This is a genomic window from Pseudonocardia sp. EC080619-01 (assembly GCF_001420995.1).
Taxonomy (GTDB): Bacteria; Actinomycetota; Actinomycetes; order Mycobacteriales; family Pseudonocardiaceae; genus Pseudonocardia.
This window is the reverse complement of sequence record NZ_CP012184.1, coordinates 4,069,406-4,095,171: the sequence shown is the minus strand read 5'-3', so window position 1 is coordinate 4,095,171 and position 25,766 is coordinate 4,069,406. Positions and strand designations below refer to the sequence as shown.

Here is a 25,766-nt window from a genome sequence, read left to right as displayed (position 1 = left end):
GACCCGAGTCGGGGTCCTGGTCTGTGTCGAGCGCGGCGCTACGGCGCAGTTCCTCGGTACTCGCGTCAACAGGGCTCCGGCGTACGTCGTGACGACCGTGGTCGGGATGCCGCTGCCGCGTGTCACATCGACACCAGCATCGTCGCCCGGATTGGCCCCACCGTGACGTCCGTCGAGGCGCAGGATGGGATCTCAGCGAGCGAGTGCGGTGCACTGTCCAGGGCCATCGCAGCAGTGTGGTCGAACATCGAGACGGGATCGTCGCCGAGCAGGTCGCTGTCGAAGCGGTCACCGACGCTGTCGATGGTGGCGCCAGCGAACAGCTCGGGTGTCCAGCGCTGCTCGTTGACCAGGTGATTCACCACAGCGCGCACATCCCACCCTGGCAACCCCGAGGGCGCCGTCCACCGGGTACCGACAAGGTGGACCTGGACAGCGAAAGCAGCGGTGCACCAGGCATAGATTTCAGGAACATCCACAGCAACAGCATCCGCCACGACCCGCGGATAGTCTGCAGATCAGCGTGGTGGGTTTTCTGGGTTGTCATCGCCCCGCTGGCCGATGAGTGTAGTCAACAGTCCGGTGATGCCCTCCAGGCTGGCGGCCGTGCCGTCCAGCTGGCCTCGTATCTGAGCGAACCCCCCGTCAACCTTGTTCTCCAGCTGATCGAACCGCTCGCGGGTCTGCTCGCCGAGCGCGTTGATCGCCGAGCGGTTCGCGTCAATCTTCACCATCAAGTCCGCGATGTCGCGGTCCCGCGCCGCTGCGAGGTGTCGGGCCGCAGTAGCGTCCTCGCGTGCGGCCTGTGCGTCGGCGGCCAGCTCACTGATGCGCGTCTCCAAGGCGGCCACACGGGCTTCGAGATTGGGCGGCTGGATCATGCACAAGAGCTTACCCTGGATCCACCGCTGATCCTTTTGAGCGTCGGCTCGCCGGAAAGATCAAATGCCTCCTGAACAGGGACGCTGAACCGCCCCGGCGTGTCCGGAGACTTTAGGGCGCCCCGGGTGAACCGTCCCCGGGTTCGGTGGAGGCTGGGTTCTCACGGCCGGGGGTTTCGGCCGATCAGGTTGTGATGGTGGTAGGCGGTTTCGTACTCGATCGGTGGGACGTGGCCGATGGACGAGTGCAGTCGGTGGTGGTTGAACCAGGCGACCCAGGATGCGGTGGCGAGCTCGAGGTCGTCGACCCCGCGCCACGGGCCCTCCGGGCGGACGCACTCGGTCTTGTAGAGCCCGATCACGCTCTCGGCCTGGCTGTTGTCATAGCTGTCGTCCACGGTGCCGATCGAGGCCAACGCGCCGGCCTGGGCGAGCCGGGCGGCGTAGCGCACAGCCGTATATTGCGCCCCCGCATCGCTATGATGGACGAGGCCGTCGAGGCGGCCCTGGTCGGTCTGACCAGCGGTTTCGCGGGTCCACAGCGCCATCTCCAGCGCGTCGAGGGGCAGCTCGGTGGGCATCGACGCCGCGGTGCGCCAGCCGAACACGTCGGAGACGAACGCGGTGAACGCCATCCCGGCCCAGGTGGGCACGTAGGTGAAGTCCACGATCCACAGCGCGTTCGGGCGCTCGGCGGTGAAGTCCCGGTTGACCAGGTCCGGTGGCCGCGCCGCGGCCGGGTCGGCCGTTGTGGTGGTCATGTACTGATGCCCGCGTCGGGCGCCTTCGAGCCCGTCAGCGGCCATGAGCCGTTCCACAGTGCAACGGGCCACCGGCGCCCCGTCGACGCCGCCCTCGCGGCGCAGCTGGTGATACACCTTCCGTGCCCCGTACAGGCCGCGGCCCAGCTCGGGGTGGGCATGCACCCGCCGGATCTCGCCCAGCACCCGCTCGTCTCGCTCCGCCCGAGCCGAGCGCGGCCGAGTGCGGGCCGCGTAGTAGCTGCTCGGGGCGATCGACACGCCCTGCACGCGCAGGACGCGACAGATCGGCTCGACCCCGAACTGCTGCCGGTGGCCGTCGATGTAGTCCACGATCACCGCAGTCGGCGGTCGAGTTCCGCCGAGGCGAAAAACGCCGATGCCGTCTGCAGGATCCCATGAGCCCGGCGCAGCTCCCGCACCTCGCGCTCGAGCTCCTTGATCCGCGCGGCCTCCACCGACGTGGCCCCGGGCGCCCGGCCGGCATCGACGTCAGCCTGCTTGCACCAGTTACGCAGGGTGTCGGACTTGATCCCCAACTGCGGACCGATCCGCTTGGTCGCCGCGTTGATCGACAACCGCGGGTCCTGCTCGCGGGCCTCGGCGACCATGCGCTTGGCCCGCTCCCGGATCTCCTCAGGGTACTTCCTCGGTGCTGGCACTGATCCACTCTCCCGCGGGTTCAGAGCCTCCACCCAACCCGGGGCGGACTCCCGATACAGCCGAACCGCGCGTTCCCGCAGCTCATCGGGGTACTTCTTCGGTGCAGCCACCAGTGCCTTCCTTCCTGGCCCTCAAGATCGAACCAGTCTTCAGACACTCCGCCAAAGCGGGGGAACCTCAGCCGTGTCCCCACACCTACCTCGACCGCGTGTCACCGCAGCTCAACACCCACCCACCGCGACTTTGCCGACCCCCTGACCCGAAATCCCACACAGGGCATCGACAGACCTCTGCCACCACCAAAAGTACGCCAGAGCCGTTCCTGTTACAGGCCCGGTAGCTGCCTAGTGAGCACGTCGGCCCGGTACACACCGGTGGTTTGCTGACAGCAGCCACCGGTTGTCGACGACTCGACGGTGCGCCGATATCATGATATCATGGATGCGGAGGTGGTGGCTATGACGAACGTGCTCATCAGAGGGCTCAGCGACGCGGCGGTGGAGCGCATCGACGCGGCGGCGTCCGAGCTTGGCTTGTCCCGCAACGAGTTCCTGCGCCGCAAGCTCGAAGCCGGTACGCCTCCGAGTGCCGAGAGCGAGCTCACGGCCGAGGACTGGGCCCGCTCGGCAGAGGTGTTCGGAGACCTGTCCGATCCCGAGGTGATGGACGCCGCGTGGCGGTGACGAGCTGGCTCGTTGACAAGTCCGCCTACGAGCGGATGCAGTCGGACCGGGCCGCTGGCATGGACGAGTGGAGCGCGCGCGTCGAGCGTGGCCTACTGCGGCTGTCGACGATCACGCGGCTTGAGCTGGGCTTCTCCGCGCGGTCGGGTAGGTCGGGACGCGAGGCGTTCCTCAGGACGCCCCTGTCGCTTATGCCCATCGAACGCCTCACTCCGGCGATGGAGGACCGGGCATTTGAGGTCCAGATGCTGCTCGCCGACCGAGGTCAGCATCGCGCCCCGTCGATCCCGGACCTGCTTATCGCGGCGACAGCCGAGAAAGCAGGGCTCACGGTGCTCGCCATTGATAAGGACTTCGACCTCATTGCAAAGGTCACGGGGCAACCGGTGGAGACACTCGCTGCAGTGTAAGGACACATGACGAGAGTTCCCGGCGGCCCCCTCCCCACTCGCCACGGATCCACGCCGTTTCACGCTCCTCACGGCATTCCTCGTCATTGTCGGCGTTCTCGGTCTCGCCCCTCTCGCGCTCCTCGAGGGTCTCGGTGATCAGCCGTTCCACATCGGCGTCGGACACCGTGCGGGGCCGGCCCGGTCGGGGCTCGTCGACCAACCTGTCCCGGGCGGTTCTCGGCGAACCGGTGGCGCCACAATCGCACTGTCAACCGCGGCACCTCCAGGCGCCGGGGCGAGAGCGACGTTCGAGCCGCCCTCGGCAGCGGCGAGCACGATCCGACTGCGCAATGCCAACCCCGCCGCGGTCGTCCGCCGCCGCGCCCAGGCCTCCAACTGGGCCCGCTCCTCGTCGGACAACTCGATGGCCTGCGGACTCGGCGTCGGCATGTCCGCACCCTAACCACTGGCCAGCAACTTCCGACTCAGGACACTAGTGTCATGAGTCGCGAGTTCGCGACATATTTGTAAGGTGGTCTGGTGGCACGGACCGGACGACCCAAGGCCGAGCTGATCCTGTCCGACGATGAGCGGTCAGCGTTGGAGGAATGGATTCGCCGCGGGTCGACTCCGCAGGCGTGGGCGCTGCGGTGTCGGATCATCCTGGCGTGCGCTTCGGGCGCGACGAACAAGGAAGTCGCGGCGCAGACGGGGTCGGCTGCGCACACGGTGGGCCGGTGGCGTGCCCGGTTCGTTGCTCACCGGATCGCCGGGCTGGGGGACCTGCCCCGTCCGGGCGGTCCGCGCACGGTCACCGACGCTCAGGTCGCCGAGGTGATCACCACGACGTTGGAGTCCAAACCGGCTGATGCGACGCACTGGTCGACCCGCGGGATGGCCGAGCATTCGGGGTTGTCCCAATCGACGATCTCGCGGATCTGGCGCACCTTCGGGTTGGCCCCGCACCGAGCCGAGACGTTCAAGCTGTCCACCGATCCGTACTTCATCGAGAAACTCCACGACGTCGTCGGTCTCTACCTTGACCCGCCCGAGCGGGCGCTGGTGTTCTGCGTGGACGAGAAATCCCAGATCCAGGCCTTGAACCGGTCCCAACCAGTGCTGCCGATGATGCCCGGCATCCCGCAGCGACTGACCCACGACTACGTGCGGGCAGGAACCACGACGTTGTTCGCCGCGCTCGAGGTCACGACCGGGAAGGTGATCGGGTCGCTGCATCGCCGCCATCGCGCGAGCGAGTTCCGCACGTTCTTGACCAGGCTCGACCGCGAGGTCCCCGCCGAGCTGGACGTGCACCTGGTGCTGGACAACTACGCCACCCACAAGACCCCGGCTATCAAGACCTGGCTGGTGGCTCACCCGAGGTTCCACCTGCATTTCACCCCGACCGGATCGTCGTGGCTCAACCTGGTCGAGCGTTGGTTCGCCGAGCTGACCACCAAGAAGATCCGCCGCGGCGTGCACACCTCGGTCCCCGCCCTCGAAGCCGACATCCGCGACTGGATCGCCGGCTGGAACAACAACCCCAAGCCCTTCGCGTGGACCAAGACCGCGGACGAGATTCTCGAACGACTCACCCGATATCTGAAGCGAATCCCTGACTCAGGACACTAGCTCGGGGTAGACAATTCCTACTCTGGTTGTCCAGTGCGGGGTAGACCGCAGTCGTGACGAGGCGAGAGACATCGTGAAGCGCATCAGCCGCGAGGCGGAGCGCCGAAGCGTGAGTTTCGGCCTCGACCGCGAGGGCGCCGAGCACACCGTCTACCGGATCGGGACGACGATCAACCCGATCCCACGTCATCGCGAGGTCGACGAGTGCGAGACCGAACTGGGGAAGGGCTGGTGGCGGACATGAGCTACACCGTCGACGTGAGCCGCGCCGACAAGGTGTGGCACGTCCACGTCGTCGAGATCGACCGTGTCACCCAGGCCCGCACCCTGGCCGAGGTGCCGGAGATGGCCATCGATCTGATCTACATCATGACCGGCGAGTCCGACGCGGCGCTCGACGTCGAGGTGGATCTGCCCGAGACCGCGGCGAAGCACCTCGCCGAGGCTCGGCGACTGCGCCGCGTGGAGTCCGAGGCTCGGTCCGCCGCGGCCACCGAGCTCCGTGAAGCGGCGGTCGAGCTGAAGCGGCAGGGCCTGTCGATGCGGGATCTCGGTGACGCCATCGGGGTCTCGCATCAGCGCGCCAGTCAGCTCACGAGCGGCCGGGCGTAGCCGCGATCAGGAGAACGACCATGGGACACGACGACCACGGGTCGACGGGTGACCGCGGCGGACAACGTGAGCTACCGGTCGGCTGGGTGACCCTGATCTGCCTGGCCCTCCTGGCCGGCGTGGCGGGGCTCGGGATGCCGACATGGGCGATCGCGGTCCTCGCCGTGCTCCTACTGTTCGCTGCCGCGACGGACGCGTACCGGTGGAGGCTGCGCCGCCGCCCACGGTCGGACTGACCGTGGCGCGGGACCGGCGGTCGTGTCGCGCTCCCGGTCGACGACGACGCCGTCGACCTCGTGGTCTGCACCCTGCGCTCGCCGCCGGTGCCGGGCTCGTGCTCCGCGACCACGCCCCGGTCTCCGACGGCCGTACCCTCCTCGAACTCGGGCCCGCCTGAATCGGTAGCCGCCCGGTGGTCCCGGCGTGGGCAGACCCAGGGCCGCGCCAGGACGTGGTCGACGTCCTGCAGCTCCACACGCCGGGCTATCGCAACTGCGATGGTCCGGCGCACCCGAGTTTCGGCGTCACCGGGTCAGTCCGCCTCGCAGAAGCGCAGCGTGTTCCCCGACGGGTCGATGACGGTCAGGGTCGGGCCGCCCGGGGCGTCCTGCTCGATCCCGGGCCGCATCGACGGGTGCGCCGTCCGGCGCAGCTCCCGGTGGAGCGCCGTCACGTCGGCCACCGGAACCCACACGGCCGAACCGGGAGTTCCGTCGCCGTGGTGCTCGGACAGGTCGAGCCTCGTCGCCCCACGGGCCAGGCGGGCGTAGATCGGCATGCCGGGTTCGAACCGGTGCTCCCACTCGACGACGAACCCGAGGTGGTGCAGGTAGAACGAGCGGACGTCGTCGAAGCGCTGGACGCGCAGGATCGGAACGGGCGCGCCGAGCCCCGCTGCGTCGTCCCGGCTCCGGTCCAGGACCGCGCTCGCGGTGTTCCAGTCACGGAACCCGAGCTGGTGAGCGACCAGTTCCAGCGCGCGGGCATGGCTGATCATGACGTGCTGCTCCGCAAGATCGGCTCGCAGTGAGCGGGCCGCTGCCTTGGCAGCGTCGGTGGTGAGGTCCATCGTCGGCCTGTCCACGGTGTCATCGGTCCAGTGCCCGCGTTGCTGGACGGACACCGCTGGAACGCCGGCGACGACCGTGGTCGGTGCGTTCACCACGCCTGACGGCGAGCGGACGGCAGGCCGCACCGGGCCTCGGCGATCGAGCCTAGCCGGGGTGTCCACACCGGCCCGCACGACCCGCCCGCCCCGTCGGTCGGCACCGGGACCGGCGGCCCACGCCCGGGATGTCGGTACCGTTCGGGTGACCGGGGCCCGCCCGGACCTCCGGACGAGAACCAGGAGAGATGAATGCCCGGCCTGTTCCAGAAGGTGTCCGAGTTCCTCAAGAGCCCGCAGGGCAGGAAGTACGCCGACCAGGCGAAGCGCTACGCGCAGGACCCGCGCAACCGGGCGAAGGCGCAGGAGACCCTGAAGAAGGTCTTCGGCGGGAAGGGCCGCGGCCGCCACTGACACCGCCGGACGGCTCGTGCCCGTCCCCTCCGGTCACCGCTCGAACCGGTATCCCATCCCGGCTTCGGTGATGAGGTATCGGGGAGCGGCGGGCACGGGCTCGAGCTTCCGCCGGATCTGGGCGAGGTGGACCCGGAGAGAGTGCGTCTCGGTGTCGTAGGAGGGCCCCCCACACGTCGTGCAGGATCTGCCGACGGTCGACGAGCCTTCCCTGGTTGCGGACGAGAGGTGCCGAGCACGAGCTGGGTGGCGTTGACCCCGCGGGCGAAGTCCAGCAGCGCCCGGGTCACGGCGCCGGCCTCGCCGTCGCCGGCGACGGCGTGGAAGGTGGCACCGACGTCGTCGGCGAGGGTGCGGATGCGGTCGACGGAGCCGACCGGACCGGCGGTGAGGCCGTCGCCGCGCAAGGAAGATCTCGACGATGTTGGTGAACGGGTTCGGGTTCTCGAACGGGTGCGCGGAGTTGGCGTTGAAGATCCCGCCCCCATTGGTGGTCAGCTCCTTGACCGCCTCCTGCGACGCGGCCGGGGCCAGGGGAAGTGGGTGGGTCGCACCGTCCACACCGGTGACCTCGACGCCCGCGCAGCGGCTGCACGACCCCGCCGGCGACGAGCACGATCGCGGCCACCGCGGCGAGCGGGACCATGATCCGGACGGTGCCGCGGGTCCACTCCGTCGGGACTCGTCACGGGTGAACGGGTGCCGGGACCGGGCACCGCGATACCCGTCAACATCCCGTCAGCAGGGCTTGTCCCGGGTCACGCCGAGGGCTGTGCTGGTCCGATGCCGGCGACCGGGAGCACGACGATGAGATGGGCCGGCGCGGTGGGCCCCGTGGTGGTCGCCTACGGCGCCGGCGAGCTGCGCGCGGTGCTCGCCAACACCAGCGCCGCGCTGGTACTCGTGCTCGTGATCGTGGCGACCGCGGTCGCCGGGGACCGCGTGGCCGGGCTGCTCGCTGCGGTCTCCTCCGCCGCGGCGTTCGACTTCTTCCTCACCGTGCCCTACGTCGAGGTGCTCGACATGGACGGGGCCCGCTACGAGCACGGGCCGGTGGGTACCGGGGACGCCCCTGGTAGCCCGGTGCTGCATCGCGACGGTTCGCTCACGTGGGGGCGGCGCCGGATCGACGTGGCACGGGAGGGGCTCCCGACCATGGACGTGATCGAGCTCCCGGCCGGGAGCGGCCCCGACGACGGGCGGTTCCTGCTCACCGCGAGCACCCGGGTGCGCCGGCCCGGCCCGGAACAGCTGCTGGTCGCGGTCACCCTCGCCGAGCAGGTGCGGGCCCCGGGAACCGGGACGAGCACCCGGGGGCATGAGCGGGCGCGGCCCGGCCCTCGTTCACCGCGCCCCCGGACGGTGCTCGCACGGTCCGCCGAGCAGCAGCGCGTCCACGGCCTCGGCCAGTGCGCTCGCCGGGCCGGTGCCGGTTCCGGTTTCGTGTGGGGGTAGGGCGCCGTGGCGGGCACCGTGGCCGACGAGCAGGACCACATCGGCGTCCGCACGGGACCTGGATTCCTCGCGCAGCGCGGTGCGCCAGGCCTGGAGCGCCGCGCGGTGGACGCTCCCGGCCTCGGGGTCGGCGGCGTCGCGCAGCCGGGTGTCGGCGACGAAGGTGCGGTTGAGCGGGGACGCCTCGGCGAGGCAGGTGCCCAGGTAGTGGCGCACCCGCCCGGCCGGGGCGGCCCGCATGAGACTCAGGTCGAGCGCGACTCGATCCTCCAGGCGCCGGCAGAGTGCGTGCACCAGCGTCGCGCGGGACGGGAAGTGGTGGAGCAGCCCGCCCTTCGACATCCCGGCGCGGTGCGCGACCGCGGCGGTCGTCGCGCATCGCGGCCCCCCGTCCAGCAGGACGTGCTCGAAGGCGTCGAGCAGCAGTTCGCGCGGCGGTGCGGCCGCCCGGCCGGTCGTGAACGTCATCCGATGTCGCGACGCAGGAGGTCCTCGGGGGTGTCGCGGCGCAGTAACGGCAGCGTCGCACCGCCACTGACGGCGACCACCGGGACGCGGGGGATCTGGTTGTAGGTCGAGGCCATCGACGCCTGGTAGGCCCCGGAGACCGGCATCGCCAGCACGTCACCGGCCGTGAGGTCCGCGGGGAGCCGCACGGCGTCGGCGAGGACGTCGGTGGACTCGCAGTGCCGCCCGGCCACCCGCATCGGCTCGAGGTCGGCCGTGGTGGCGCGTCCCACGAGCCGCACGGGGTAGCGGGCACCGTAGAGGGCCGGGCGGGGGTTGTCGCTCATGCCACCGTCCACCAGCACGGTGCTGCGACCGCCGCTGCGCTCGACGGCGGCGACCCGGTAGAGCGTCACACCGGCGCGCGCGACGATCGCCCGGCCGGGTTCGACCAGCAGCTGCGGCTCGACGATGCCGTGGGCAGTGCACGCACCGGAGACGGCCCGGCGCACCGCGCGGCCGAACGACACCGGGTCGGTGGACCGCTCACCCTCGGCGTAGCCGACGGCGTGACCGCCACCGAGGTCGAGCTGGGGCAGTTCGAGGCCGTAGCGGGCCCGGACGGCGGCGAGGACCTCGACCATCCGGGTCGCGGCGGCCTCGTAGCGGCTGATGGAGCAGACCTGGGAGCCGAGATGGCAGTGCAGGCCGATCAGGCGCAGCCGCGGACGCGCCAGGATCCGGCCGACCGCGGCGAGGACCTCCCCGGCGGCAATGCCGAACCAGGAGTCCGCGGTGGCGGTCGTCAGGCCCGGGTGGGTGCGGGCGTCGATGTCGGGACGTACCCGCAGCAGCACCTTCTGGCGGCGTGGCGCCGCAGCGGCGATGCGGTCGATCTCACCGACGGAGTCGATGACGATGCGCCCGACCCGGGCGGCGAACGCGGCCTTGAGGTCCTCGTCGGTCTTGACGGTGCCGTGCAGCAGGATGCGCTCACCAGGGACCCCGGCGGCGGCCGCGACGGCGACCTCGCCGCCGGAGCAGGCGTCGATCGAGCATCCCTCCTGGGCCACCAGGCGCGCGGTGCCGCGGCAGAGGAACGCCTTCCCGGCGTAGATGATCTCCGCGCCGGGGAGCGCGTCATGGTAGGCACGGCAGCGCGACCGGATGTCGGCGCTGTCGAGGACCTGCAGCGGGGTGCCGAAGCGGTTGGCGAGCTCGTGGACGTCGACGCCGCCGATACGGAGGTCCCCGGCGGAGGTGGTCCGGGACGTGGACGGCCAGATCCCCGGCTCGAGGCGGGCGTTGAGCGTGGTGCGCAGCGACGGGACCAGTTCGGCGAGAGTCACCGGATCTCCTGTTCGGCGAGGCACCCCAGGGTGGGGCGCGCTACCTCCCGTTATGCGCCTCTGCCCGGCCGGTGACCGCCGGCCGAGCACGATGTTTGCGCCCCGGCGGCCAATCCTTATGCCGGACCCGGGCGGAAGGGCCACCTTCGCCGAAGGACTCGACAACGTCGATCCACGTCGGGACGGACCATGGCGGACGACACCGGTCGCAGCGCGCCCGGAGGCTGGTCGTTCCCGGGACCGGCGCGGCCGTGGGCGACCTCGGAGGAGACTCCGACGACACCGGATCCCGAAGGGGCGGCTGTCGACGGTCGACCGGTGTCGTGCCCGCCGGGTTGCGCTGGTTCGCCGAGTACCAGCCCTTCACCCCGGTCATCGACACCCTGCGGGCACTGCTGGGCGCCCCCGGGGACGCGGTCGACCTGGGCACCAGCGCCTCCCTCGCCGTCGGGTGGTGCCTGTCCGTCACAGCGGTCGGTTACCTGTGGTCCCGGCGGCTCTGCGACGCCCGCTCCGACCGCTGAGGCCGTCGAACCCGCCTTCATCATGTGATGTAGGTCACGATCGGGTTGAGGGTGCCGGAGCGGCACACCTTCTGCTGGGGACAGCTCACCCCGCTCCCCGTCGGAAGAGGTTCGAAGGCCATGACCGTCCAGGACCACGCCCCCCACCGCATCGACGACGTGGCGACCCGGCCGATCCCGGTGGTCCCCGCCGCAGCAGACGCAGCCGACGCCACGGCGGCCACCGGGCAGCCGAAGCCGACGCTGCTCGACCAGATGGGCGGCCCGATGGGGTTCGTCTACTCGACGCTGCCCGTCGTGGTCTTCGTGACCGCCAACGCGTTCCTGTCCCTGCCCCTGACCATCGCGATCGCAGTCGGCTCCGGCCTGGCGCTGACCGTCTTCCGGACGGTGCGCGGCGAGAAGCTCACCGCAGCGGCGGGCAGCCTGGCCGGCGTCGCCGTCGCCGCCGGGGTCGTGGCCTGGACCGGCTCGGCCAAGGACTTCTTCCTGATCGGGATCTGGGCCGCGGCCGCCGGCTTCCTCGTCACCTTCGGCTCCGTACTCGCCCGGCGCCCGCTGAGCGGTCTGGTCTGGAACGCCGTGCACGGCGGCACCCACGACTGGCGCGGCGACCGGACCGTCCTGCGCGCCCACGACGTCGCGACCCTCGCCGCCGCCGCCGTCTTCGGCGCCCGCTTCGTCGTCAAGGAGTGGCTGTACCTCGCCGACTCCACCACCTGGCTGGCGATCACCAAGGTCGCGATGGGCACCCCGCTGACCGTGCTCGCCGCCCTGGTCGTGGTCTGGGCCTTCCGCCGCAGCACCAAGCAGCTGATCGACACCCCGGCCTGATCCACCGGCACCACCGACCGGCCCGGCCGACGCACCCCGTCGGCCGGGCCGGTCTCTCTAGGCGAGACCGTGCTCGATCGCGCGCCGGACGAGCGCACCGCGACCGGGCACGCCGAACTTGCGCAGCAGCCGTTGCACGTGGTTCTCCACGGTGCGCGGCGAGAGCACCAGACGGCCCGCGATCTGCTTCGCGGTGAGCCCCTCGACGACCAGCCGCAACACCTCCGACTCGCGGGGGCTCAGTGCGGGCACCGCGACCGCCGGTGCCGCCACCGACTCCAGGACCACCGCGGCGAGCCCCGGGGAGAACGCGGGCCGCCCGGCCGTGGCCGCCGCGGCGATGCCGGCCAGCTCGGCCGGGTCGTCGGTCGCCGCGACGCCGGTGGCGCCGGCGCGGACGGCGTCGAGGACGAGGGTGTGGTCGGCGCCGGGCTCCACGACGGCGAGGACCGGGATCCCGGGGGTGCGGGCCAGCACCGCGGCGATCGCGGCGAGCCCGGCGTCGCGGGCCCCGAGCCCGACGACGAGCGACGGCACCAGCCGCGCGACGGTCGCAGCGACCGCCTCGGCGGGCCCGTGCCCGGCCCGGGCGACGACGTCGGCACCCGCGGGAACGGGTGCGGCCCCCACGACGACGACTCCGGTACGGACGGTCTGGTCGTCGCGCACGTGCAGGTCTCCCGTTCCGTCCGCTCGGCCGGACGGAACAGCTTGGCATGCCGCGCAACGCATCGGGGACGCCCGAACGGGCGCCACCCCTCCGGGCGTCGTGCCGTCAGCGCACCGTCGCGAGCCGGCGGGCCCGGACGATCCGGCGGGCCAGCCCGGCGGTGGCGGCGACGATCGTCGCGAGCACGAACCCTGCCAGCACCGACAGCAGCGGATCGCCGCGGGTGAAGGGCCCCACGAGCACCCCGATCCCGGTCATCCAGGTGCTCCAGACGACCGAGCTGGCCACCGTCGCCGGCAGGAACGCGCGCAACGGGAGCCGGACGCGGCCCGCCGCCGACACGCTCGCGAGCCGGCCACCGGGCAGCAGGCGGGTGGCCACGAGCGCGACGACCGGGCGTCGGTGCAGGTGGCGGTGCACCCAGGCGCCGATGCCGTCGTCGCGCCGGGGGCGGCGCACCACCGCGTTCGACGAGCGGCCCGCACCGTAGAGCAGTCCGTCACCGAGCAGCGACCCGAGCAGCGCGGCGCCGAACAGGGCCGCGATCCGCCAGCGGTCACCGTCGGCGAGGGCGGTCGCCGTGGCGCTGAACAGCACCGGCTCGCTGGGCAGGAACGGCAGCGGCCCGTCACAGATCACGGCGAGCGTGAGCAGCGGCAGCAGCCAGGGGCTGTCCAGCACGTACCCGATCATCGCGGTCGGGTCGGTCACGGGCGTCTCCGGGCGGGAGCGTCGTTCGGGGGGCGCCTCCGAGTGTGCCGGGTCCCGTGACCGGATCGTGACCCGGGTGTCCCCCGCGCCCGGTCAGTCGGCGAGGCCCTGCTCGATGGCGTAGCGGACGAGCTGGCTGCGGTTGTGCAGCTGCAGCTTGCGCAGGGTGTTCTGCACGTGGCTCTCCACGGTGCGGTGCGAGACGACGAGCTTCGCCGCGATCTGGCGGGCCGTCATGCCCTTCGCGACGAGCCGCAGCACCTCGGTCTCCCGCTCGGTGAGCGCGGGCACCGCAGGCGAGCCGTCGGCGGGCTTCGGGGTCTCGGCGAGACGTCGGTACTCGCCCAGCACCAGCCCGGCGAGCCCGGGCGTGAACACCGCGACGCCGCGGGCGGTGCGCCGGATCGCCTCCAGCAGCTCGTCGACGCCGGCGGACTTCACCAGGTAGCCGAGCGCGCCCGCCTTCACCGCCTCCAGGACGTCGGCGTGCTCGCCGGACGCCGACAGCACCAGCACCCGCGAGTCCGGGCTACGCTCCGCGATCTCCGCGATCGCCTGTACCCCGGACGTCGCACCGAGGTTGAGGTCCATCAGGACGACGTCGGGCCGCACCGTGCCCGCGATCCGCACGGCGGCCGGGGCGTCCGGCGCGGTGGCGACGACGTCGAACCCCCGCTCGGTCAGGTCCCGTGCGACGCCCTCGCGCCAGATCGGGTGGTCGTCGACGACCATCACCCGGATCGGCGTCTCCCCGCCCTCGGTCATGTGTCCCCCCGTTCGAGCCTGATCACCCATTCAGTACCGATCTCGGGCCCGGTGTCCAGGGTCAGCGCACCGCCGACGTCCTCGACCCGGCCGCGGATGGACCGCGAGACCCCCATCCGGCCCTCGGCCACGGCCTCGGCGAGCCGGCCGTCGGGGATGCCGGGACCGTCGTCGCGGACACTGACCTCGATCGCGCGGGGCAGCTCCTCCAGCAGGATCCAGGCCCGCGCACCGGGCCCCGCGTGCAGCGCGACGTTGGCCAGCGCCGCGCGGACCGCGCCCTCCACCTCGTCGACGACGAGGGCGGCCAGCTCCACCGGGTGGCCCGGCGCGGAGATCGTCACCCGGTCCGACGCCAGGATCCGCAGCGCGGCACCGAGGTCCCGCCGACCGGACGCGTCGGTCGTCCCGGGGCCGGACAACAGCGCGCGCAGCGAGGTCTCCTGCTCCGCCGCCAGCAGCCCGAGCTCCGCCGCGCCCCCGCCGAGCTCGGCGCCGCGGCGCTGGACGTGCGCCAGCACCTGCAGGACGCCGTCGTGCACCGCGCGGGTGAGCCGTTCCCGCTCGGCGGCCGCCGCCTGCTCCGCGGCGAGCCTGCGCAGCCGGGCCGCGGTGCGTTCCAGGACGTGCGACGCGAACCCGACGGTCAGCCCGGCCAGCACCAGCAGCTGGATGTCGCCCAGCTCGAGCGCGCCGAAGCGCTCCTTCGACAGCACCAGCGCGGCCGAGATCGCCGTGGCGGCGAGCACCCCGCCGCGGATCCGGAACGCGACCGCGCAGGCGAGGACCGCGCCGGAGGTCCAGATCGAGCCCATGCCGGGCGCACCGTCGTCGAGGTGGGCCCGGGTGACGATCCACGGGGTCGTCGCCATGATCGCGACGCAGACGGCGAGATCGGCGAGTGCGAGACGGCCCCGGCGGTCCGGGCTGCCGGGCAGGCCGCCGAGGTAGCCCCAGGACGTCACGGCCGTCCACACCGTCATCACCAGCAGCACGCCGAGCGCGGCCAGCGGCAGCACGTAGCCGGTGCGCAGGTGGTAGAGCGTGATCCCGACGACCGTGAGCAGCGTCAGCAGCCGGTAGGCGATGATGCCGCGCCAGAACGGCTCGAGCGGGTGCTCCACGTCGACGAGTGTGGCGTCCCGCGCCCGTGACCGGGCCCGTTCCGGCAGGCTGGTCATCGCGCGGCCGTCATCGCGGCTTGGTGCCGGTGACCAGCGCGTTGTAGAACCAGCTGCGCGGGACCACCCGGGAGAGCAGGTGCTCGTCCACCCAGGACAGCCGCTGCCAGCCGTGGTAGGCGAACATCGCCCAGTTCCAGCCGAGCTTGCCGGGCGGGACGGCGGCCTCGAAGGTCCGCACCGGCCACCCCAGCATCGCCGCGGAGAACTCCTCGGTGGAGGCGCGGACGCCGTCGGCCCCGGCCCGGCGCGCGGTGCGCTCCAGATCCGCGGGATCGAAGGTGTGGATGTCCACGACGGACTCCAGCGCGGCCGCGCGGGACGACTCGTCGAGCTCGTGCTGCGGGCGCCGCCAGCTCTGCAGTGCGGGGAGCTTCGTGAGGGTCGTCGTGGCCTTCCAGGTCCACTGCCCCAGGGTGCGGGCGTAGGCGTCGCCGACGGTCGTCGGCTCACCGGCGAAGACGAACCGGCCGCCCGGCTCCAGCACCCGCAGGATCTCGCGGAAGGCGGCCTCGACGTCCGGGATGTGGTGCAGAACCGCGTGCCCGACGACGAGGTCGAAGCTGTCGTCCGGGAACGGGATGTGCTCGCCGTCGACGACCCGGCCCTCGACGTCGAGGCCCAGCCCCTCGGCGTTGCGGGTGGCGGCCTGCACCATCCCCGGCGAGAGGTCGGTGACGACGCCGCGCTCGGCGACCCCGGCCTGCATGAGGTTGAGCAGGAAGAACCCGGTGCCGCTGCCCAGCTCCAGCGCGCGCAGGTAGGGGCGGCCGTCCCACGGGGCGGCGGCGCGGAACCGTCCGGCGGCGTAGTCGATGCAGCGCTCGTCGTAGCTGATCGACCACTTCTCGTCGTAGGTGCCCGCCTCCCAGTCGTGGTAGAGCACGTTCGCGAGCTTCGGGTCGCGCCAGGCCGCCTCGACCTGCTCGGCGGTGGCGTGCGGGGTGGGCGCCGGGTCCGAACTCATGAGTAGGAGTTTTGCAGAACGGTCCGACGGAAACCGCCGGTGGGCTCGGTCACGGCGCGGGACGCCTCCCCGCCCGGCGGCGCCGGGCGGGGAACGTCGGTTCAGCGCCCCGTGAAGGTGGCCTTCCCCGGGCCGTTCTCCACGAACGACGCCATGCCGGTCGACGCGTCGTCGCTGGCGAACACGCCGGCGAACAGCTCCGACTCGATGTCGAGGCCGGTGCGCAGGTCGGTGTCGAGGCCGTTGTCGATCGCCTTCTTCGCCGCCGCGTAGGCCAGCGCCGGACCGGCCGTGAACTGCGACGCCCACGCCACCGCGCGGGTGTAGACCTCGTCGGCCGGCACGATCTCGTCGACCAGGCCGATCTCCAGCGCCTCCTCCGCCTTCACCATGCGACCGGTGTAGATCAGGTCCTTGGTGCGGCTCGGCCCGATCAGCCGCGCGGCGCGCTGGGTGCCGCCGCCGCCCGGGAAGATGCCGAGCAGGATCTCCGGGAAGCCGAGCTTCACGTTGTCCCCGGCGATCCGCCGGTCCGCGCCGAGCACGACCTCCAGGCCACCGCCCAGGGCGTAGCCCGTCACCGCGGCGACGGTCGGCTTCGGGATCGTCGAGATCGCCCCCAGCCCGGCGGACAGCTTCCGGGCCACCGGCGCCATGTCGGAGTACGACATCGACGCCATCTCCTTGACGTCCGCACCGGCGGCGAAGGTCTTCTCCCCGCCGTACACGACGACGGCGCGCACGTCGGCGCGCGTCGCCGCCTCGTCGGACACCTCCAGCAGCTCACCCTGGATCTGCCGGTTCAGGGCGTTCATCGGCGGCCGGTCGATCCGGATCGTCCCGACGCCGTCGTCCACGGACAGGCTCACGAATTCGGTCACGTCGCGGACCCTAACGTCCCCCGCGCGGGCCGGCGGTGTGATCAGTCCCGGCGGTACGCGGTGTACCGGCCGCCGTTGCGGCGCTCGACGGCCAGCGGCAGCCCGAACGTCTCCGACAGCGGTCCGGAGGTCATCACGTCGTCGAGCAGGCCGGCGGCGACGACCCGGCCGTCGCGCAGCAGCATCCCGTGCGTGTAGTTCGGCGGGATCTCCTCGACGTGGTGCGTGACCAGCACCGACGCCGGCGCGTACGGGTCGTCGGCCAGGTCGGCGAGCCGTCCGACGAGGTCCTCGCGGCCACCCAGGTCGAGGCCCGCGGCGGGCTCGTCGAGCAGCAGCAGCTCCGGGTCGGTCATCAGGGCGCGGGCGATCAGGGTGCGCTTGCGCTCGCCCTCGGACAGCGTCCCGTAGGCGCGGTCACCGAAGCCGCCCATCCCGAGCTGCTCCAGGAGGTGGTGCGCGCGGCCGGTGTCGGTGCTCTCGTACTCCTCGTGCCAGCGGCCGAGGACGCCGTAGCCTGCGGAGACGACGACGTCGGCCACCTTCTCGTCCCCGGGGATCCGGACACCCAGGTTCGCCGAGGTCAGTCCGATCCGCGGCCGCAGCTCGAAGACGTTCACCCGGCCCATCCGCTCGCCCAGGACGTGGACGCGCCCGGCCGTCGGGTGGAGCTCGGCGCCGGCGAGGCGCAGCAGGGTCGTCTTGCCTGCGCCGTTCGGGCCGAGGACGACCCAGCGCTCGTCGAGCTCGACGCGCCAGTCCACGGCGTCGAGCAGGGTGGTGGTGCCGCGGCGGACGGTGGCACCGTCCATCCCGATCACCAGGTCGTCGTCGTCGATCTCTGTGACACCGTTCGCGTGCGGGAGCCCGGGGGAAGACACCCCCCTATCCTGGCCGACCGTGCCTGTCTTCCCGCTCGGTGCCCACCCCGACGACCACGGGACCCGCTTCGCGGTCGCCTCCACCAGCGCAGAGACGGTCGAGGTCTGCCTGGTCGACGGCGTCGACGGCGCCCTGACCGAGAGACGGGTCGAGCTGCGCGAGCACACCTTCGGCGTGTGGCACGGGCACGTCCCCGGGGTGAAACCCGGCCAGCGCTACGGCTTCCGCGCGCACGGCCCCTACCGCCCGTTCGACGGGCTGCGCGCCAACCCGCACAAGATCCTCGTCGACCCGTACGCGACACGGGTCACCGGCACCGTCACCGACGTCGTCGCCGCCCGCGGGTGGCACGGCGACCCGATGTCCGGACGGCCGAGCACGGTCGACTCGCTGGGCAGCGTCCCGCTGTCGGTGGTCACCGCCCCCGAGCGGGGATCCCGCCCGGCGCGGCCGGACGTGCCGTGGTCCGACACGGTGATCTCGGAGATCCACGTCAAGGGCTGGACGAAGCTCCACCCGGAGGTCCCGGAGGCGCACCGCGGCACCTACCTCGGGCTGGCGCACCCGGCCGTCATCGCGCAGCTGCAGCGGACCGGGATCACCGCCGTCGAGCTGCTGCCGGTGCAGGCGAGCGCGCCGGAGCCGCCGCTGCTGGAGCGGGGCGCGGCGAACTACTGGGGCTACGCCACCCTCGGGTTCCTCGCTCCGCACCCCGGATACGCGGCCGTGCCCGGCAACGAGACCGCCGAGTTCCGCTACCTGGTCGACACCCTGCACGCGGCCGGGATCGAGGTGATCCTGGACATCGTCCCCAACCACACCTGCGAGGGCGGGGTCGGCGGGACGACGCTGTCCTACCGCGGGCTGGACGCCCCGGCGTACTACTCGCTGGGCGGTTCCGGGCACGACGCCGACATCACCGGCACCGGCAACACCCTCGACGCCGGGTCGCCGACGGTCATCCGGCTGGTCTGCGATGCGATGCGGCACTGGGTGCACGCCTACGGCGTCGACGGCTTCCGGATCGACCTCGCCTCGGTGCTCGGCCGCCCGCGCTCCGGCCCGTTCTCCCCCGACTCGGCACTGCTCACCACGATCGCGCAGGACCCGACGCTGTCGACCTGCAAGCTGATCGCCGAGCCGTGGGACGCGACCGGTGAGGGCTACCGGGTCGGCGGCTTCGGCGTCGCCTGGTCGGAGTGGAACGGCCGCTACCGCGACGCCGTGCGCGACTTCTGGCGCGGCCACGGCGGCGTCGCCGAGCTGGCGTCGCGGCTGACCGGCAGCTCCGACATCTACGCGCTGTCGGGGCGCCGCCCGTGGGCGTCGGTCAACTTCGTCACCGCGCACGACGGCTTCACCCTGCGCGATCTCGTCTCCTACGAGCGCAAGCACAACGAGGGCAACGGCGAGAACAACCGCGACGGCACCGACGACAACCGCTCGCAGAACCTCGGTGCGGAAGGCGAGACCGACGACGCCGGCATCCGCACCGCCCGGCTCTCGACGGCGCGCGCGATGATGGCGACCCTGCTGCTGTCGATCGGCACCCCGATGATCACCGGCGGCGACGAGCGCTGGCGCACCCAGGGCGGGAACAACAACCCGTACTGCCGCGACGACGAGACGTCGTGGGTGGACTGGACCGGCACCGACGAGACCGCCGCGATGGAGACCTTCACCGCGAAGGTCGCCGCGCTGCGCCGGGAGTCGCCGGTGCTGCACCGCGACCAGTTCTACGTCGACGGTGAGGTCCTCTGGTGGGACCCGTCCGGGCGGCCGATGGAGCCCGAGGACTGGCACGACGGCGGGCGGCGGACCCTCGTGGTGCTGCTCGCCGACTACTGGCTGCTGCTCCTGCACGCCGGTGACGAGCCCGTGGACTGCCTCCTGCCGGACGGGCACGACCTCGATCCGGTCCTCGACTCGACCACGCCCGACGGCGAACCGGCCGACCCGGCCCCGCTCCTGGCCGGATCGACCGTCGTGCTCCCGCCGCGCTCGGTGCGCCTGCTGCGGAGCCGCTGAACCGTTCACCCGCCGAGATGCAGCTCAGCGCTGTGCCCGGGGCTCCCGGGAGCGCTGAGCTGCATCTCGGCGCGGGTGGTCCGGGCACGGACGGTGCTCGGTGGTTCTGCGCGCGGCCCGGGCGGGACATAATCGGCCCATGCCGCGCTACGAGTTCCGCTGCCGGGTCTGCGCCTCCGGCGGCGTGCCGGGAACGTTCGAGGTGGACCGGCCGATGGCCGCGGCCGCGGACCCCGCGCCGTGCCCGCAGGGCCACGCCGACACGGTCAAGCTCCTCTCCACCGTCTCGCTGGGCGGGCGCGCGCCGGGTGGCGGCGCGCCCGCCCCGGTCCCCGCCGGCGGCGGCGGAGGCGGTGGCTGCTGCGGCGGAGGCTGCTGCGGCTGACCGGGCCTACCCCGCCAGCACGATCCGCCCCAGCTCGACGGACGACGCCAGGTGCGGATGGTGCGGCAACACCCGCACCGTGTACCCGGTCAGCCCGGCGTGCGGCAGGGGCACCGCGACCTCCCAGCTGTCGTCGCCGCGGTGCTCCATGGCGACGGTGACGGGTTCGGCGAGCTCGTCGGTGTCGTCCACCCGCCCGACGACGGCCTCCACCACCACGTCCGACGGCTCCAGCCCGGCGAGGTCCACGCCCGCGCGCACGGTCATCGGCGATCCCACGACGGGGGTGTCGGGCAGCCCCGAGGCGTCCACGCCGGTGATCCGGACGTGGTTCCAGGCCTTGTTCAGCCGGGCCCGGTACTGCGCGATGTCCCGGGCCGCGGCGTAGTCGTCGGCCGCGGCACCGGCGGCGGCGCGACCGGCCGGGGCGTACCAGTCCTGGACGTACTCGCGCACCATCCGGGTCGCCTGCACCTTCGGGCGGAGCGTGGTGAGCGTGTGCCGCACCATCTCCACCCAGCGGTCCGGGACGCCGTCGGTGCGGTCGTAGAACGCCGGCCCGACCTGGGTGGCGAGCAGCTCGTAGAGCGCGTTGGCCTCCAGGTCGTCGCGCCGCGTGGGGTCCTCGACGCCGTCGGCGGTGGGGATCGCCCAGCCGTTGCGGCCGTCGTAGAACTCCTCCCACCAGCCGTCCCGGATGGACAGGTTGAGCCCGCCGTTGAGCGCCGACTTCATGCCGGACGTGCCGCACGCCTCGAGCGGGCGCAGCGGGTTGTTCAGCCACACGTCGCAGCCCCAGTAGAGGTACCGGGCCATCGACATGTCGTAGTCGGGCAGGAAGACGATCCGGTGCCGGACGCCGGCGTCGTCGGCGAACCGGACGATCTGCTGGATGAGGGCCTTGCCGCCGTCGTCGGCGGGGTGCGACTTGCCGGCGACGATCAGCTGCACCGGGCGGTGCGGGTCGAGCAGCAGCCCGCGCAGCCGGTCCGGGTCGCGCAGCATCAGGGTGAGCCGCTTGTAGGTCGGCACCCGGCGGGCGAACCCGACCGTCAGGACGTCCCGGTCGAAGACGTGGTCGGTCCAGCCCAGCTCCGGCTCGGAGGCGCCGCGTTCCAGCCAGGCCGCGCGGACCCGGCGGCGGACCTCGTCGACCAGCCGGGAACGCAGGGTGTTGCGCAGCGCCCAGAGGTCGGCGTCGGACACCTCCGCGGGCCGCTCCTCCGGCGACCCGATCAGCTCGGTGACCTGGAGTGCCTCCCAGGTGGGGCCGTGCACGCCGTTGGTGACCGAGCCGATCGGCACCTCGTCGCGGTCGAAGCCCGCCCACATCCCGCCGAACATCTCCCGGGACACGACGCCGTGCAGCTGCGAGACGCCGTTCGCGCGCTGGGCCAGGCGCAGCCCCATGTGCGCCATGTTGAACGTCTCCGGGTCCTCCTCCGCGCCGAGCGCGAGCAGCCGGTCCGCGGGGAGCCCGGGCAGGAGCCGCTCGGTCAGGTAGTGCCGGACGAGATCGAGGCCGAACCGGTCGATGCCGGCGGGGACGGGGGTGTGCGTGGTGAACACCGTCCCGGCCCGGACGGCCGCGAGCGCCTCGTCGAAGTCGAGGCTCGTACCCGGCGCGGTCGCGGCCGGGGACGCCGGGGAGCCGGTGCACAGCTCACGGATCCGCTCCAGGCCGAGGAACCCGGCGTGGCCCTCGTTCGTGTGGAAGACCTCGGGGGCCGCGTGGCCGGTGGCCCCGCAGAACGCGCGGACCGCCCGGACGCCCCCGACACCGATCAGGATCTCCTGCTGGATCCGGTGGTTCTGGTCGCCGCCGTAGAGCCGGTCGGTGACGCCGCGCAGGTCCGGCTCGTTCTCCTCGATGTCCGTGTCGAGCAGCAGCAGCGGCACCCGTCCGACGCGGGCGAGCCACACCCGGGCGTGCAGCGTGCGGTCGCCGGGCATCGCGACCTCGACGAGCACCGGCGCGCCGTCGGCACCGGCGAGCAGCTGCAGCGGCAGGCCCTGCGGATCGATCGCCGGGTAGTGCTCGAGCTGCCAGCCGTCGAGCGACAGCGACTGGCGGAAGTACCCGGAGCGGTACAGCAGCCCGACGGCGACCAGCGGGACGCCCAGGTCGGAGGCGGCCTTCAGGTGGTCGCCCGCGAGGACGCCGAGCCCGCCGGAGTAGTTGGGCAGCACCTCCGAGACGCCGAACTCCATCGAGAAGTACCCGACGGCGGCGGGCAGGCCGGCGTCCGGGTCCTGCTGGTACCAGCGGGGCTCGGTCAGGTAGCGGTCGAGGTCGTCGGCGAGCTCGGCGACCCGCCCGGCGACGGCGTCGTCGTCGGCGAGCTCGGCGAGCCGGCCGGTCGGGATCTCGCCCAGCAGCCGGACGGGGTCCTGGCCGCAGGCGTCCCACGCGTCGGGGTCGAGCGAGGCGAACAGGTCGCGTGTGGGCGCGTGCCACGTCCACCGCAGGTTCGTGGCCAGGGTCTGCAGCGGTGCGAGCGGACCCGGGAGCTGGGCACGGACGGTGAATCGGCGGAGGGCTCTCACGGCGCGGACCCTAGTGCCGTGACGCCCGTGGCGCGGCAGGCGCTCCGGGGCGCCCGGCCGCCCGCACGCCGCGTCATCCGGCGGAGGCCTCCAGCCGGTCCAGGACGGCGTCGGCGGCGAACCGGTCGAGCCGGAACGACTCCGGGCCCAGCCCGTACACCCGTCCCTCGGTGAAGGCCGGCAGCGTGGCGAGCAGGGGCTGCCGCGCCCGCTGCTGCTCCACCTGCTCGTCGGTGGCGTTGACGACGAACAGCGAGGCGTCGCCGAACTGCCCGGCGTTCTCCTGCGCGACCGGGACGGCGTCCCTGCGCTGCCCCGCGTTCCCGAGCCCGGAGCGGCCGCTCGCCTCGACCGGCCGCAGCCGCAGCCCGAGCTGGGTCAGCAGCTTGCCCTGGGCGGAGTCGGCGGTGAAGACGTTGTAGCCGTCCGGGGTGATGGTCAGCGCGACCGCCTCGCGAGACGTGTCGATCCGCTGCCCCACCTCGGCGGCCCGGGCTGCGAACCCCTGCTCCGCGGCCGCCGCCTCGTCGGCGCGGCCGAGATCGGCGCCGAGCCGGGCCGACAGCTCCTGCCAGGACAGCGAGCTGTGGTCGACGACGACGGTCGGCGCGATCGCGGACAGCTGCGCGTAGGCCTCGGGGGTGACGGCGTCGGCGCCGACCGCGCTGCCGACGATCACGTCCGGCGACTGCGCGGCGACCGCCTCGACGTCGACGGTCGGGCCGCCGAGCGGGACGGTCCCCTGCTCCACGGCACGCGGGCCCCAGGCCACGAAGAACCCGTTGCCGTCGGCGGTGCCGCCACCGGGGCGGGTGGTGGCCGACGCGATCACCGGCAGGTCCAGGGCGAGCAGGTGCCCGGTCATCGTCACGCTGGCCGACACCACGCGCTGCGGTGACGCGGGGACCTCGGCGGTGCCCAGCGCGTGGGTGACGGTGCGGGTGCCCGGGTCGGTGCCCGCCACCGACCCCCCGGACGGCGACGAGCACCCGGCCACGAGCCCGAGCACGACGGCCAGCAGCAGCACCGCTCGGTGTGAAGCTTGCTTCATTGCCAGTACTATTAGGCAAGCCTAATCTGCCGTCAATGTTCCCCACGCCACCCGGTGTCCCGCCGGAGCTCGCGGTCCCGCCGCAGGTCCCCCGCCCGGCCCCACCGGAGCGGCTGCCGCCGGACCGCTGCCCCGCGGTCGCCCGGCTGCTGCGCGACGGCGACCGGGACGCGTTCCTCGCGCACGTCCGCCGGGCGGGCACCCCGCTGGTCGACGACCTCGGTGACGGCACGTGCGCGGTCACCTTCGTCGTCCCGGACCGGGCCGGGACGGCCGAGGTGCACGTGCTGCCGAACAAGCTCGCCGACGCCGCGCACCCTGCGGCGACCGCGGCGGAACGGCTGCCCGGGGCGTGGGTCCTGACCCTGCGGATGCCGCGGGACTGGCGGGCGGGCTACGGCGTCGCCGAGCTCCCGGAGCGCCCGGCCGGGACGGGCCCGGCACCGGACGGTGGCCGCCGGGCCCGGGCGCTGGCCGCCGTCCCCGGGCACCGGCGCCCCGCGGTGGCGCGGTTCCTCGACGTCCAGGCGGCCGCCCGCCCGGACCCGCTCGCCCGCGAGCACCTGGTCGACGGGACCTCGGTCGTCTCGCTGCCCGGCGCCCCGGCACCGCCCCGGCCCGGCGGGCCGCGGGGAACGGTGCTGCACGGCGACCTCGGCGGCCGGCCGGTCTGGCTGCACGACCCGGCGGGCACCGACCCGGGCGAGCCGCTGCCGGTCGTCGTCCTGACGGACGGGCACCACCGGCTCGCCGACGGCCTCCCCGCGGTGCTCGACGGCGCGGTCGCCGCCGCGGCGCTGCCACCGGTGCGCACCGTCGGCGTCGCGGCCCGGCCCGGCGACGGCCGGACCCGGGAGCTGGGCTGCGATCCCGGTTTCACAGCCTTCCTGGCCGAGGACGTGCTCGGGTGGGCGGCCGGGCACCGGGCACTCACCGTCGACCCGGCGCGCACCGTCGTCGCCGGGCAGAGCCTGGGCGGGCTGACCGCCGTGTACGCCACCCAGGCCGCGCCCGACCGGTTCGGTCTCGCCCTCAGCCAGTCCGGCTCGTTCTGGTGGCCGAACACGCACGACGACCGCGAGTGGCTGACCTCGGTGCTCCCGTCGGGGCCGCGGACGCACGGCGTGCTGCTGGAGGTCGGCTCCGAGGAGTGGGTGCTGCGCGATGCGACCCGGCGGGTCGCGGACGTCCTCGCGACCCGCGGCGACCTCGCCGGCCTGCACGAGTTCCGCGGCGGGCACGATCCTGCATGCTGGCGCGCCGGGCTGGTCCCGGCGCTCGGGACGCTGCTCCACGGGAGGGACGACCGGTGAGCCGATCAGCGAGCACCCCGCCGTCCGCCGGGGACGCCCCCGACCCGACCGGGCGCCGCGCCGGGGAGGCGGTGCTCCTGGCCGCGGGCCGGCTGACCGCGATGCTCGACGCCGCCTGCGCCGACGAGGACCTCACCCCGCTGCAGGCCCGCTACCTGCGCACGCTGCGCGATCCGCTTCCCCAGGGCGAGCTCGCGGACCGGCTCGGCGTCGACCCGGCGCGGGTGTCGGGACTCGCCCGCGACCTCGGCCACCGCGGCCTGGTCGAGCGGGTCCCCGGCGGCGACCGGCGCCAGCGGCTCGCCCGCCTCACCCCCGAGGGCGAGGACGCCGTGCACCGGATCGGTGCGCGCCTCGCCGCGCGGTCGCCGATGAACCGGGAGTTCGACCGCGCCGAGCGCGAGACCCTGATCGCCCTGCTGGACCGGATCGTCTCCGCGCTGCCGGGTCCGGGCGCCTGACCGGCCCGCACGGTCCGGCCACCGTCCGGTCACGAACGGCTACTGAACCGATGCCGAACTGCGGTGTCGGGGCCGTGTCCCGCCGCGCCCGGACTGGACCGGATGGGTACGGTTGTCCCGCGCGCCACACAGGTCCCGGTGTGCACAATCCGATCGACGAGGAACCCGGGGG

30 protein-coding genes, 2 pseudogenes and 1 other annotated feature are annotated in these 25,766 nt (G+C 73.0%); of the genes and pseudogenes, 14 read left to right on the top strand and 18 right to left on the bottom strand.

What is annotated here, in order from left to right; translation table 11 throughout:
- Positions 1-122: 122 nt before the first annotated feature.
- From AD017_RS19165 to AD017_RS19155, 3 genes are all read right to left on the bottom strand, one after another.
- Positions 123-374 carry a hypothetical protein gene (locus tag AD017_RS19165; protein ID WP_060722520.1) on the bottom strand — a complete coding sequence of 84 codons (252 nt, stop codon included), beginning with the start codon at positions 372-374 and terminating at the stop codon, positions 123-125.
- A 144-nt stretch (positions 375-518) separates the two neighbouring features.
- Complete coding sequence (locus AD017_RS19160; RefSeq protein ID WP_060575009.1) at positions 519-881, bottom strand: hypothetical protein; 363 nt, start codon at positions 879-881, stop codon at positions 519-521.
- A 161-nt stretch (positions 882-1,042) separates the two neighbouring features.
- Positions 1,043-2,253, bottom strand: a protein-coding gene (locus AD017_RS19155) for an IS3 family transposase (protein ID WP_238592121.1) whose coding sequence is annotated in 2 segments (ribosomal slippage) — positions 1,043-2,010 and positions 2,010-2,253 — 1,212 coding nt in all. Because the reading frame shifts where the segments join, the coding sequence is not laid out codon by codon here.
- Positions 1,889-2,020: a sequence feature (AL1L pseudoknot), on the bottom strand. (Overlaps the previous gene by 132 nt.)
- A gap of 489 nt (positions 2,254-2,742) precedes the next feature.
- On the opposite strand from AD017_RS19155, the gene AD017_RS19145 reads away from it, so the two are divergent.
- Entirely contained in the window at positions 2,743-2,988 is a 246-nt protein-coding gene (locus tag AD017_RS19145; RefSeq protein ID WP_227012781.1) for an antitoxin, read from the top strand.
- A complete protein-coding gene (locus AD017_RS19140; protein ID WP_060575006.1) occupies positions 2,979-3,398 on the top strand; it encodes a PIN domain nuclease in 420 nt (139 codons plus the stop codon). The genes AD017_RS19145 and AD017_RS19140 overlap by 10 nt, the downstream gene beginning before the upstream one ends.
- A gap of 121 nt (positions 3,399-3,519) precedes the next feature.
- Here AD017_RS19140 and AD017_RS36430 read toward each other — a convergent pair.
- Positions 3,520-3,830 (bottom strand): annotated as a pseudogene (locus tag AD017_RS36430) (helix-turn-helix domain-containing protein); the annotation flags it as partial.
- A 90-nt stretch (positions 3,831-3,920) separates the two neighbouring features.
- Here AD017_RS36430 and AD017_RS19135 point away from each other — a divergent pair.
- The 4 genes from AD017_RS19135 to AD017_RS19125 all read left to right on the top strand — a co-directional run bounded on the left by AD017_RS19135 (position 3,921) and on the right by AD017_RS19125 (position 5,860).
- Positions 3,921-5,012, top strand: coding sequence for an IS630 family transposase (locus AD017_RS19135; RefSeq protein WP_060575005.1), 1,092 nt, complete (start codon positions 3,921-3,923; stop codon positions 5,010-5,012).
- Between the two features lie 109 nt (positions 5,013-5,121).
- The gene (locus tag AD017_RS37045) at positions 5,122-5,256 is read left to right on the top strand and encodes a hypothetical protein (RefSeq protein WP_255357010.1); all 135 of its coding nucleotides are present in this window, start codon (positions 5,122-5,124) and stop codon (positions 5,254-5,256) included.
- Positions 5,253-5,624 (top strand): hypothetical protein, encoded by a 372-nt coding sequence (locus AD017_RS19130; RefSeq protein WP_075301941.1) that lies wholly within the window; start codon positions 5,253-5,255, stop codon positions 5,622-5,624. Before AD017_RS37045 ends, AD017_RS19130 begins: the two co-directional genes overlap by 4 nt.
- A 20-nt stretch (positions 5,625-5,644) precedes the next feature.
- A complete protein-coding gene (locus AD017_RS19125) occupies positions 5,645-5,860 on the top strand; it encodes a hypothetical protein (RefSeq protein WP_060575003.1) in 216 nt (71 codons plus the stop codon).
- A 296-nt stretch (positions 5,861-6,156) separates the two neighbouring features.
- Here AD017_RS19125 and AD017_RS19120 read toward each other — a convergent pair whose 3' ends face one another.
- Entirely contained in the window at positions 6,157-6,786 is a 630-nt protein-coding gene (locus AD017_RS19120) for a glyoxalase superfamily protein (RefSeq protein ID WP_202796395.1), read from the bottom strand.
- Positions 6,787-6,981: 195 nt separating this feature from the next.
- On the opposite strand from AD017_RS19120, the gene AD017_RS35385 reads away from it, so the two are divergent.
- Positions 6,982-7,143, top strand: coding sequence for a hypothetical protein (locus tag AD017_RS35385; RefSeq protein WP_168170448.1), 162 nt, complete (start codon positions 6,982-6,984; stop codon positions 7,141-7,143).
- A gap of 33 nt (positions 7,144-7,176) precedes the next feature.
- Here AD017_RS35385 and AD017_RS37455 read toward each other — a convergent pair whose 3' ends face one another.
- Together AD017_RS37455 and AD017_RS35835 are read right to left on the bottom strand one after the other, a co-directional pair.
- Positions 7,177-7,260, bottom strand: a complete 84-nt coding sequence (locus tag AD017_RS37455; protein ID WP_369821694.1) for a hypothetical protein — start codon at positions 7,258-7,260, stop codon at positions 7,177-7,179.
- Positions 7,261-7,548: 288 nt separating this feature from the next.
- Positions 7,549-7,810, bottom strand: a pseudogene (locus tag AD017_RS35835) (potassium-transporting ATPase subunit KdpA); the annotation flags it as partial.
- A 140-nt stretch (positions 7,811-7,950) separates the two neighbouring features.
- Here AD017_RS35835 and AD017_RS19115 point away from each other — a divergent pair.
- Entirely contained in the window at positions 7,951-8,598 is a 648-nt protein-coding gene (locus tag AD017_RS19115; RefSeq protein ID WP_227012780.1) for a DUF4118 domain-containing protein, read from the top strand.
- Here AD017_RS19115 and AD017_RS33510 read toward each other — a convergent pair.
- Together AD017_RS33510 and lysA are read right to left on the bottom strand one after the other, a co-directional pair.
- Positions 8,488-9,066 carry a TetR/AcrR family transcriptional regulator gene (locus AD017_RS33510; RefSeq protein ID WP_082398811.1) on the bottom strand — a complete coding sequence of 193 codons (579 nt, stop codon included), beginning with the start codon at positions 9,064-9,066 and terminating at the stop codon, positions 8,488-8,490. The two genes, AD017_RS19115 and AD017_RS33510, sit on opposite strands and share 111 nt — an antisense overlap.
- The gene (gene lysA, locus AD017_RS19110) at positions 9,063-10,394 is read right to left on the bottom strand and encodes a diaminopimelate decarboxylase (protein WP_060575001.1); all 1,332 of its coding nucleotides are present in this window, start codon (positions 10,392-10,394) and stop codon (positions 9,063-9,065) included. The genes AD017_RS33510 and lysA overlap by 4 nt, the downstream gene beginning before the upstream one ends.
- A 323-nt stretch (positions 10,395-10,717) precedes the next feature.
- Here lysA and AD017_RS19105 point away from each other — a divergent pair, with 323 nt between their 5' ends.
- Together AD017_RS19105 and AD017_RS19100 are read left to right on the top strand one after the other, a co-directional pair.
- Positions 10,718-10,918, top strand: a complete 201-nt coding sequence (locus tag AD017_RS19105) for a multidrug ABC transporter permease (RefSeq protein WP_060575000.1) — start codon at positions 10,718-10,720, stop codon at positions 10,916-10,918.
- Between the two features lie 120 nt (positions 10,919-11,038).
- Positions 11,039-11,752 (top strand): DUF3159 domain-containing protein, encoded by a 714-nt coding sequence (locus AD017_RS19100; RefSeq protein ID WP_145982537.1) that lies wholly within the window; start codon positions 11,039-11,041, stop codon positions 11,750-11,752.
- A gap of 57 nt (positions 11,753-11,809) precedes the next feature.
- On the opposite strand, the gene AD017_RS19095 is transcribed toward AD017_RS19100, so the two are convergent.
- The 7 genes from AD017_RS19095 to AD017_RS19065 form a co-directional block, all read right to left on the bottom strand.
- Positions 11,810-12,421, bottom strand: a complete 612-nt coding sequence (locus tag AD017_RS19095) for a response regulator transcription factor (RefSeq protein ID WP_060574999.1) — start codon at positions 12,419-12,421, stop codon at positions 11,810-11,812.
- A gap of 106 nt (positions 12,422-12,527) precedes the next feature.
- Positions 12,528-13,133 (bottom strand): DedA family protein, encoded by a 606-nt coding sequence (locus AD017_RS19090; RefSeq protein ID WP_010240155.1) that lies wholly within the window; start codon positions 13,131-13,133, stop codon positions 12,528-12,530.
- Between the two features lie 93 nt (positions 13,134-13,226).
- Positions 13,227-13,898 (bottom strand): response regulator transcription factor, encoded by a 672-nt coding sequence (locus AD017_RS19085; protein ID WP_010240157.1) that lies wholly within the window; start codon positions 13,896-13,898, stop codon positions 13,227-13,229.
- Positions 13,895-15,079 carry a MacS family sensor histidine kinase gene (gene macS / locus AD017_RS19080; RefSeq protein ID WP_082398809.1) on the bottom strand — a complete coding sequence of 395 codons (1,185 nt, stop codon included), beginning with the start codon at positions 15,077-15,079 and terminating at the stop codon, positions 13,895-13,897. The genes AD017_RS19085 and macS overlap by 4 nt, the downstream gene beginning before the upstream one ends.
- A 10-nt stretch (positions 15,080-15,089) precedes the next feature.
- Positions 15,090-16,046: a class I SAM-dependent methyltransferase gene (locus tag AD017_RS19075; protein WP_010240163.1), complete on the bottom strand. Its 957-nt coding sequence runs from the start codon at positions 16,044-16,046 to the stop codon at positions 15,090-15,092.
- Positions 16,047-16,147: 101 nt separating this feature from the next.
- Positions 16,148-16,927, bottom strand: a complete 780-nt coding sequence (locus AD017_RS19070; RefSeq protein WP_010240165.1) for an enoyl-CoA hydratase/isomerase family protein — start codon at positions 16,925-16,927, stop codon at positions 16,148-16,150.
- Between the two features lie 41 nt (positions 16,928-16,968).
- Complete coding sequence (locus tag AD017_RS19065; RefSeq protein WP_060576476.1) at positions 16,969-17,739, bottom strand: ABC transporter ATP-binding protein; 771 nt, start codon at positions 17,737-17,739, stop codon at positions 16,969-16,971.
- A gap of 88 nt (positions 17,740-17,827) precedes the next feature.
- On the opposite strand from AD017_RS19065, the gene glgX reads away from it, so the two are divergent.
- Together glgX and AD017_RS19055 are read left to right on the top strand one after the other, a co-directional pair.
- Positions 17,828-19,837, top strand: a complete 2,010-nt coding sequence (glgX, locus tag AD017_RS19060; protein ID WP_060574998.1) for a glycogen debranching protein GlgX — start codon at positions 17,828-17,830, stop codon at positions 19,835-19,837.
- 139 nt (positions 19,838-19,976) lie between these two features.
- Positions 19,977-20,222, top strand: a complete 246-nt coding sequence (locus AD017_RS19055) for an FmdB family zinc ribbon protein (RefSeq protein WP_060574997.1) — start codon at positions 19,977-19,979, stop codon at positions 20,220-20,222.
- Positions 20,223-20,228: 6 nt separating this feature from the next.
- Here AD017_RS19055 and glgP read toward each other — a convergent pair whose 3' ends face one another.
- Entirely contained in the window at positions 20,229-22,769 is a 2,541-nt protein-coding gene (gene glgP / locus AD017_RS19050) for an alpha-glucan family phosphorylase (protein ID WP_060574996.1), read from the bottom strand.
- A gap of 73 nt (positions 22,770-22,842) precedes the next feature.
- Positions 22,843-23,820, bottom strand: coding sequence for a Fe2+-enterobactin ABC transporter substrate-binding protein (fepB, locus tag AD017_RS19045; protein ID WP_082398808.1), 978 nt, complete (start codon positions 23,818-23,820; stop codon positions 22,843-22,845).
- 35 nt (positions 23,821-23,855) lie between these two features.
- Here fepB and AD017_RS19040 point away from each other — a divergent pair, with 35 nt between their 5' ends.
- The gene (locus tag AD017_RS19040) at positions 23,856-25,133 is read left to right on the top strand and encodes an alpha/beta hydrolase-fold protein (RefSeq protein ID WP_060574994.1); all 1,278 of its coding nucleotides are present in this window, start codon (positions 23,856-23,858) and stop codon (positions 25,131-25,133) included.
- Positions 25,130-25,594 carry a MarR family winged helix-turn-helix transcriptional regulator gene (locus AD017_RS19035; protein ID WP_060574993.1) on the top strand — a complete coding sequence of 155 codons (465 nt, stop codon included), beginning with the start codon at positions 25,130-25,132 and terminating at the stop codon, positions 25,592-25,594. The genes AD017_RS19040 and AD017_RS19035 overlap by 4 nt, the downstream gene beginning before the upstream one ends.
- Positions 25,595-25,766 lie beyond the last annotated feature (172 nt).

Excerpts from the sequence above, each read along its gene's own strand:
- AD017_RS19065 (WP_060576476.1), bottom strand. The coding sequence starts at position 17,739 with ATGGACGGTGCCACCGTCCGCCGCGGCACCACCACCCTGCTCGACGCC.
- AD017_RS19075 (WP_010240163.1), bottom strand. The coding sequence starts at position 16,046 with ATGAGTTCGGACCCGGCGCCCACCCCGCACGCCACCGCCGAGCAGGTC.
- AD017_RS19055 (WP_060574997.1), top strand. The coding sequence starts at position 19,977 with ATGCCGCGCTACGAGTTCCGCTGCCGGGTCTGCGCCTCCGGCGGCGTG.
- AD017_RS19130 (WP_075301941.1), top strand. The coding sequence starts at position 5,253 with ATGAGCTACACCGTCGACGTGAGCCGCGCCGACAAGGTGTGGCACGTC.
- fepB (WP_082398808.1), bottom strand. The coding sequence starts at position 23,820 with ATGAAGCAAGCTTCACACCGAGCGGTGCTGCTGCTGGCCGTCGTGCTC.
- AD017_RS19100 (WP_145982537.1), top strand. The coding sequence starts at position 11,039 with ATGACCGTCCAGGACCACGCCCCCCACCGCATCGACGACGTGGCGACC.
- AD017_RS19125 (WP_060575003.1), top strand. The coding sequence starts at position 5,645 with ATGGGACACGACGACCACGGGTCGACGGGTGACCGCGGCGGACAACGT.
- macS (WP_082398809.1), bottom strand. The coding sequence starts at position 15,079 with ATGACCAGCCTGCCGGAACGGGCCCGGTCACGGGCGCGGGACGCCACA.
- AD017_RS19115 (WP_227012780.1), top strand. The coding sequence starts at position 7,951 with ATGAGATGGGCCGGCGCGGTGGGCCCCGTGGTGGTCGCCTACGGCGCC.
- AD017_RS19040 (WP_060574994.1), top strand. The coding sequence starts at position 23,856 with ATGTTCCCCACGCCACCCGGTGTCCCGCCGGAGCTCGCGGTCCCGCCG.
- AD017_RS19085 (WP_010240157.1), bottom strand. The coding sequence starts at position 13,898 with ATGACCGAGGGCGGGGAGACGCCGATCCGGGTGATGGTCGTCGACGAC.
- AD017_RS19145 (WP_227012781.1), top strand. The coding sequence starts at position 2,743 with ATGGATGCGGAGGTGGTGGCTATGACGAACGTGCTCATCAGAGGGCTC.
- AD017_RS33510 (WP_082398811.1), bottom strand. The coding sequence starts at position 9,066 with ATGACGTTCACGACCGGCCGGGCGGCCGCACCGCCGCGCGAACTGCTG.
- AD017_RS35385 (WP_168170448.1), top strand. The coding sequence starts at position 6,982 with ATGCCCGGCCTGTTCCAGAAGGTGTCCGAGTTCCTCAAGAGCCCGCAG.
- AD017_RS19160 (WP_060575009.1), bottom strand. The coding sequence starts at position 881 with ATGATCCAGCCGCCCAATCTCGAAGCCCGTGTGGCCGCCTTGGAGACG.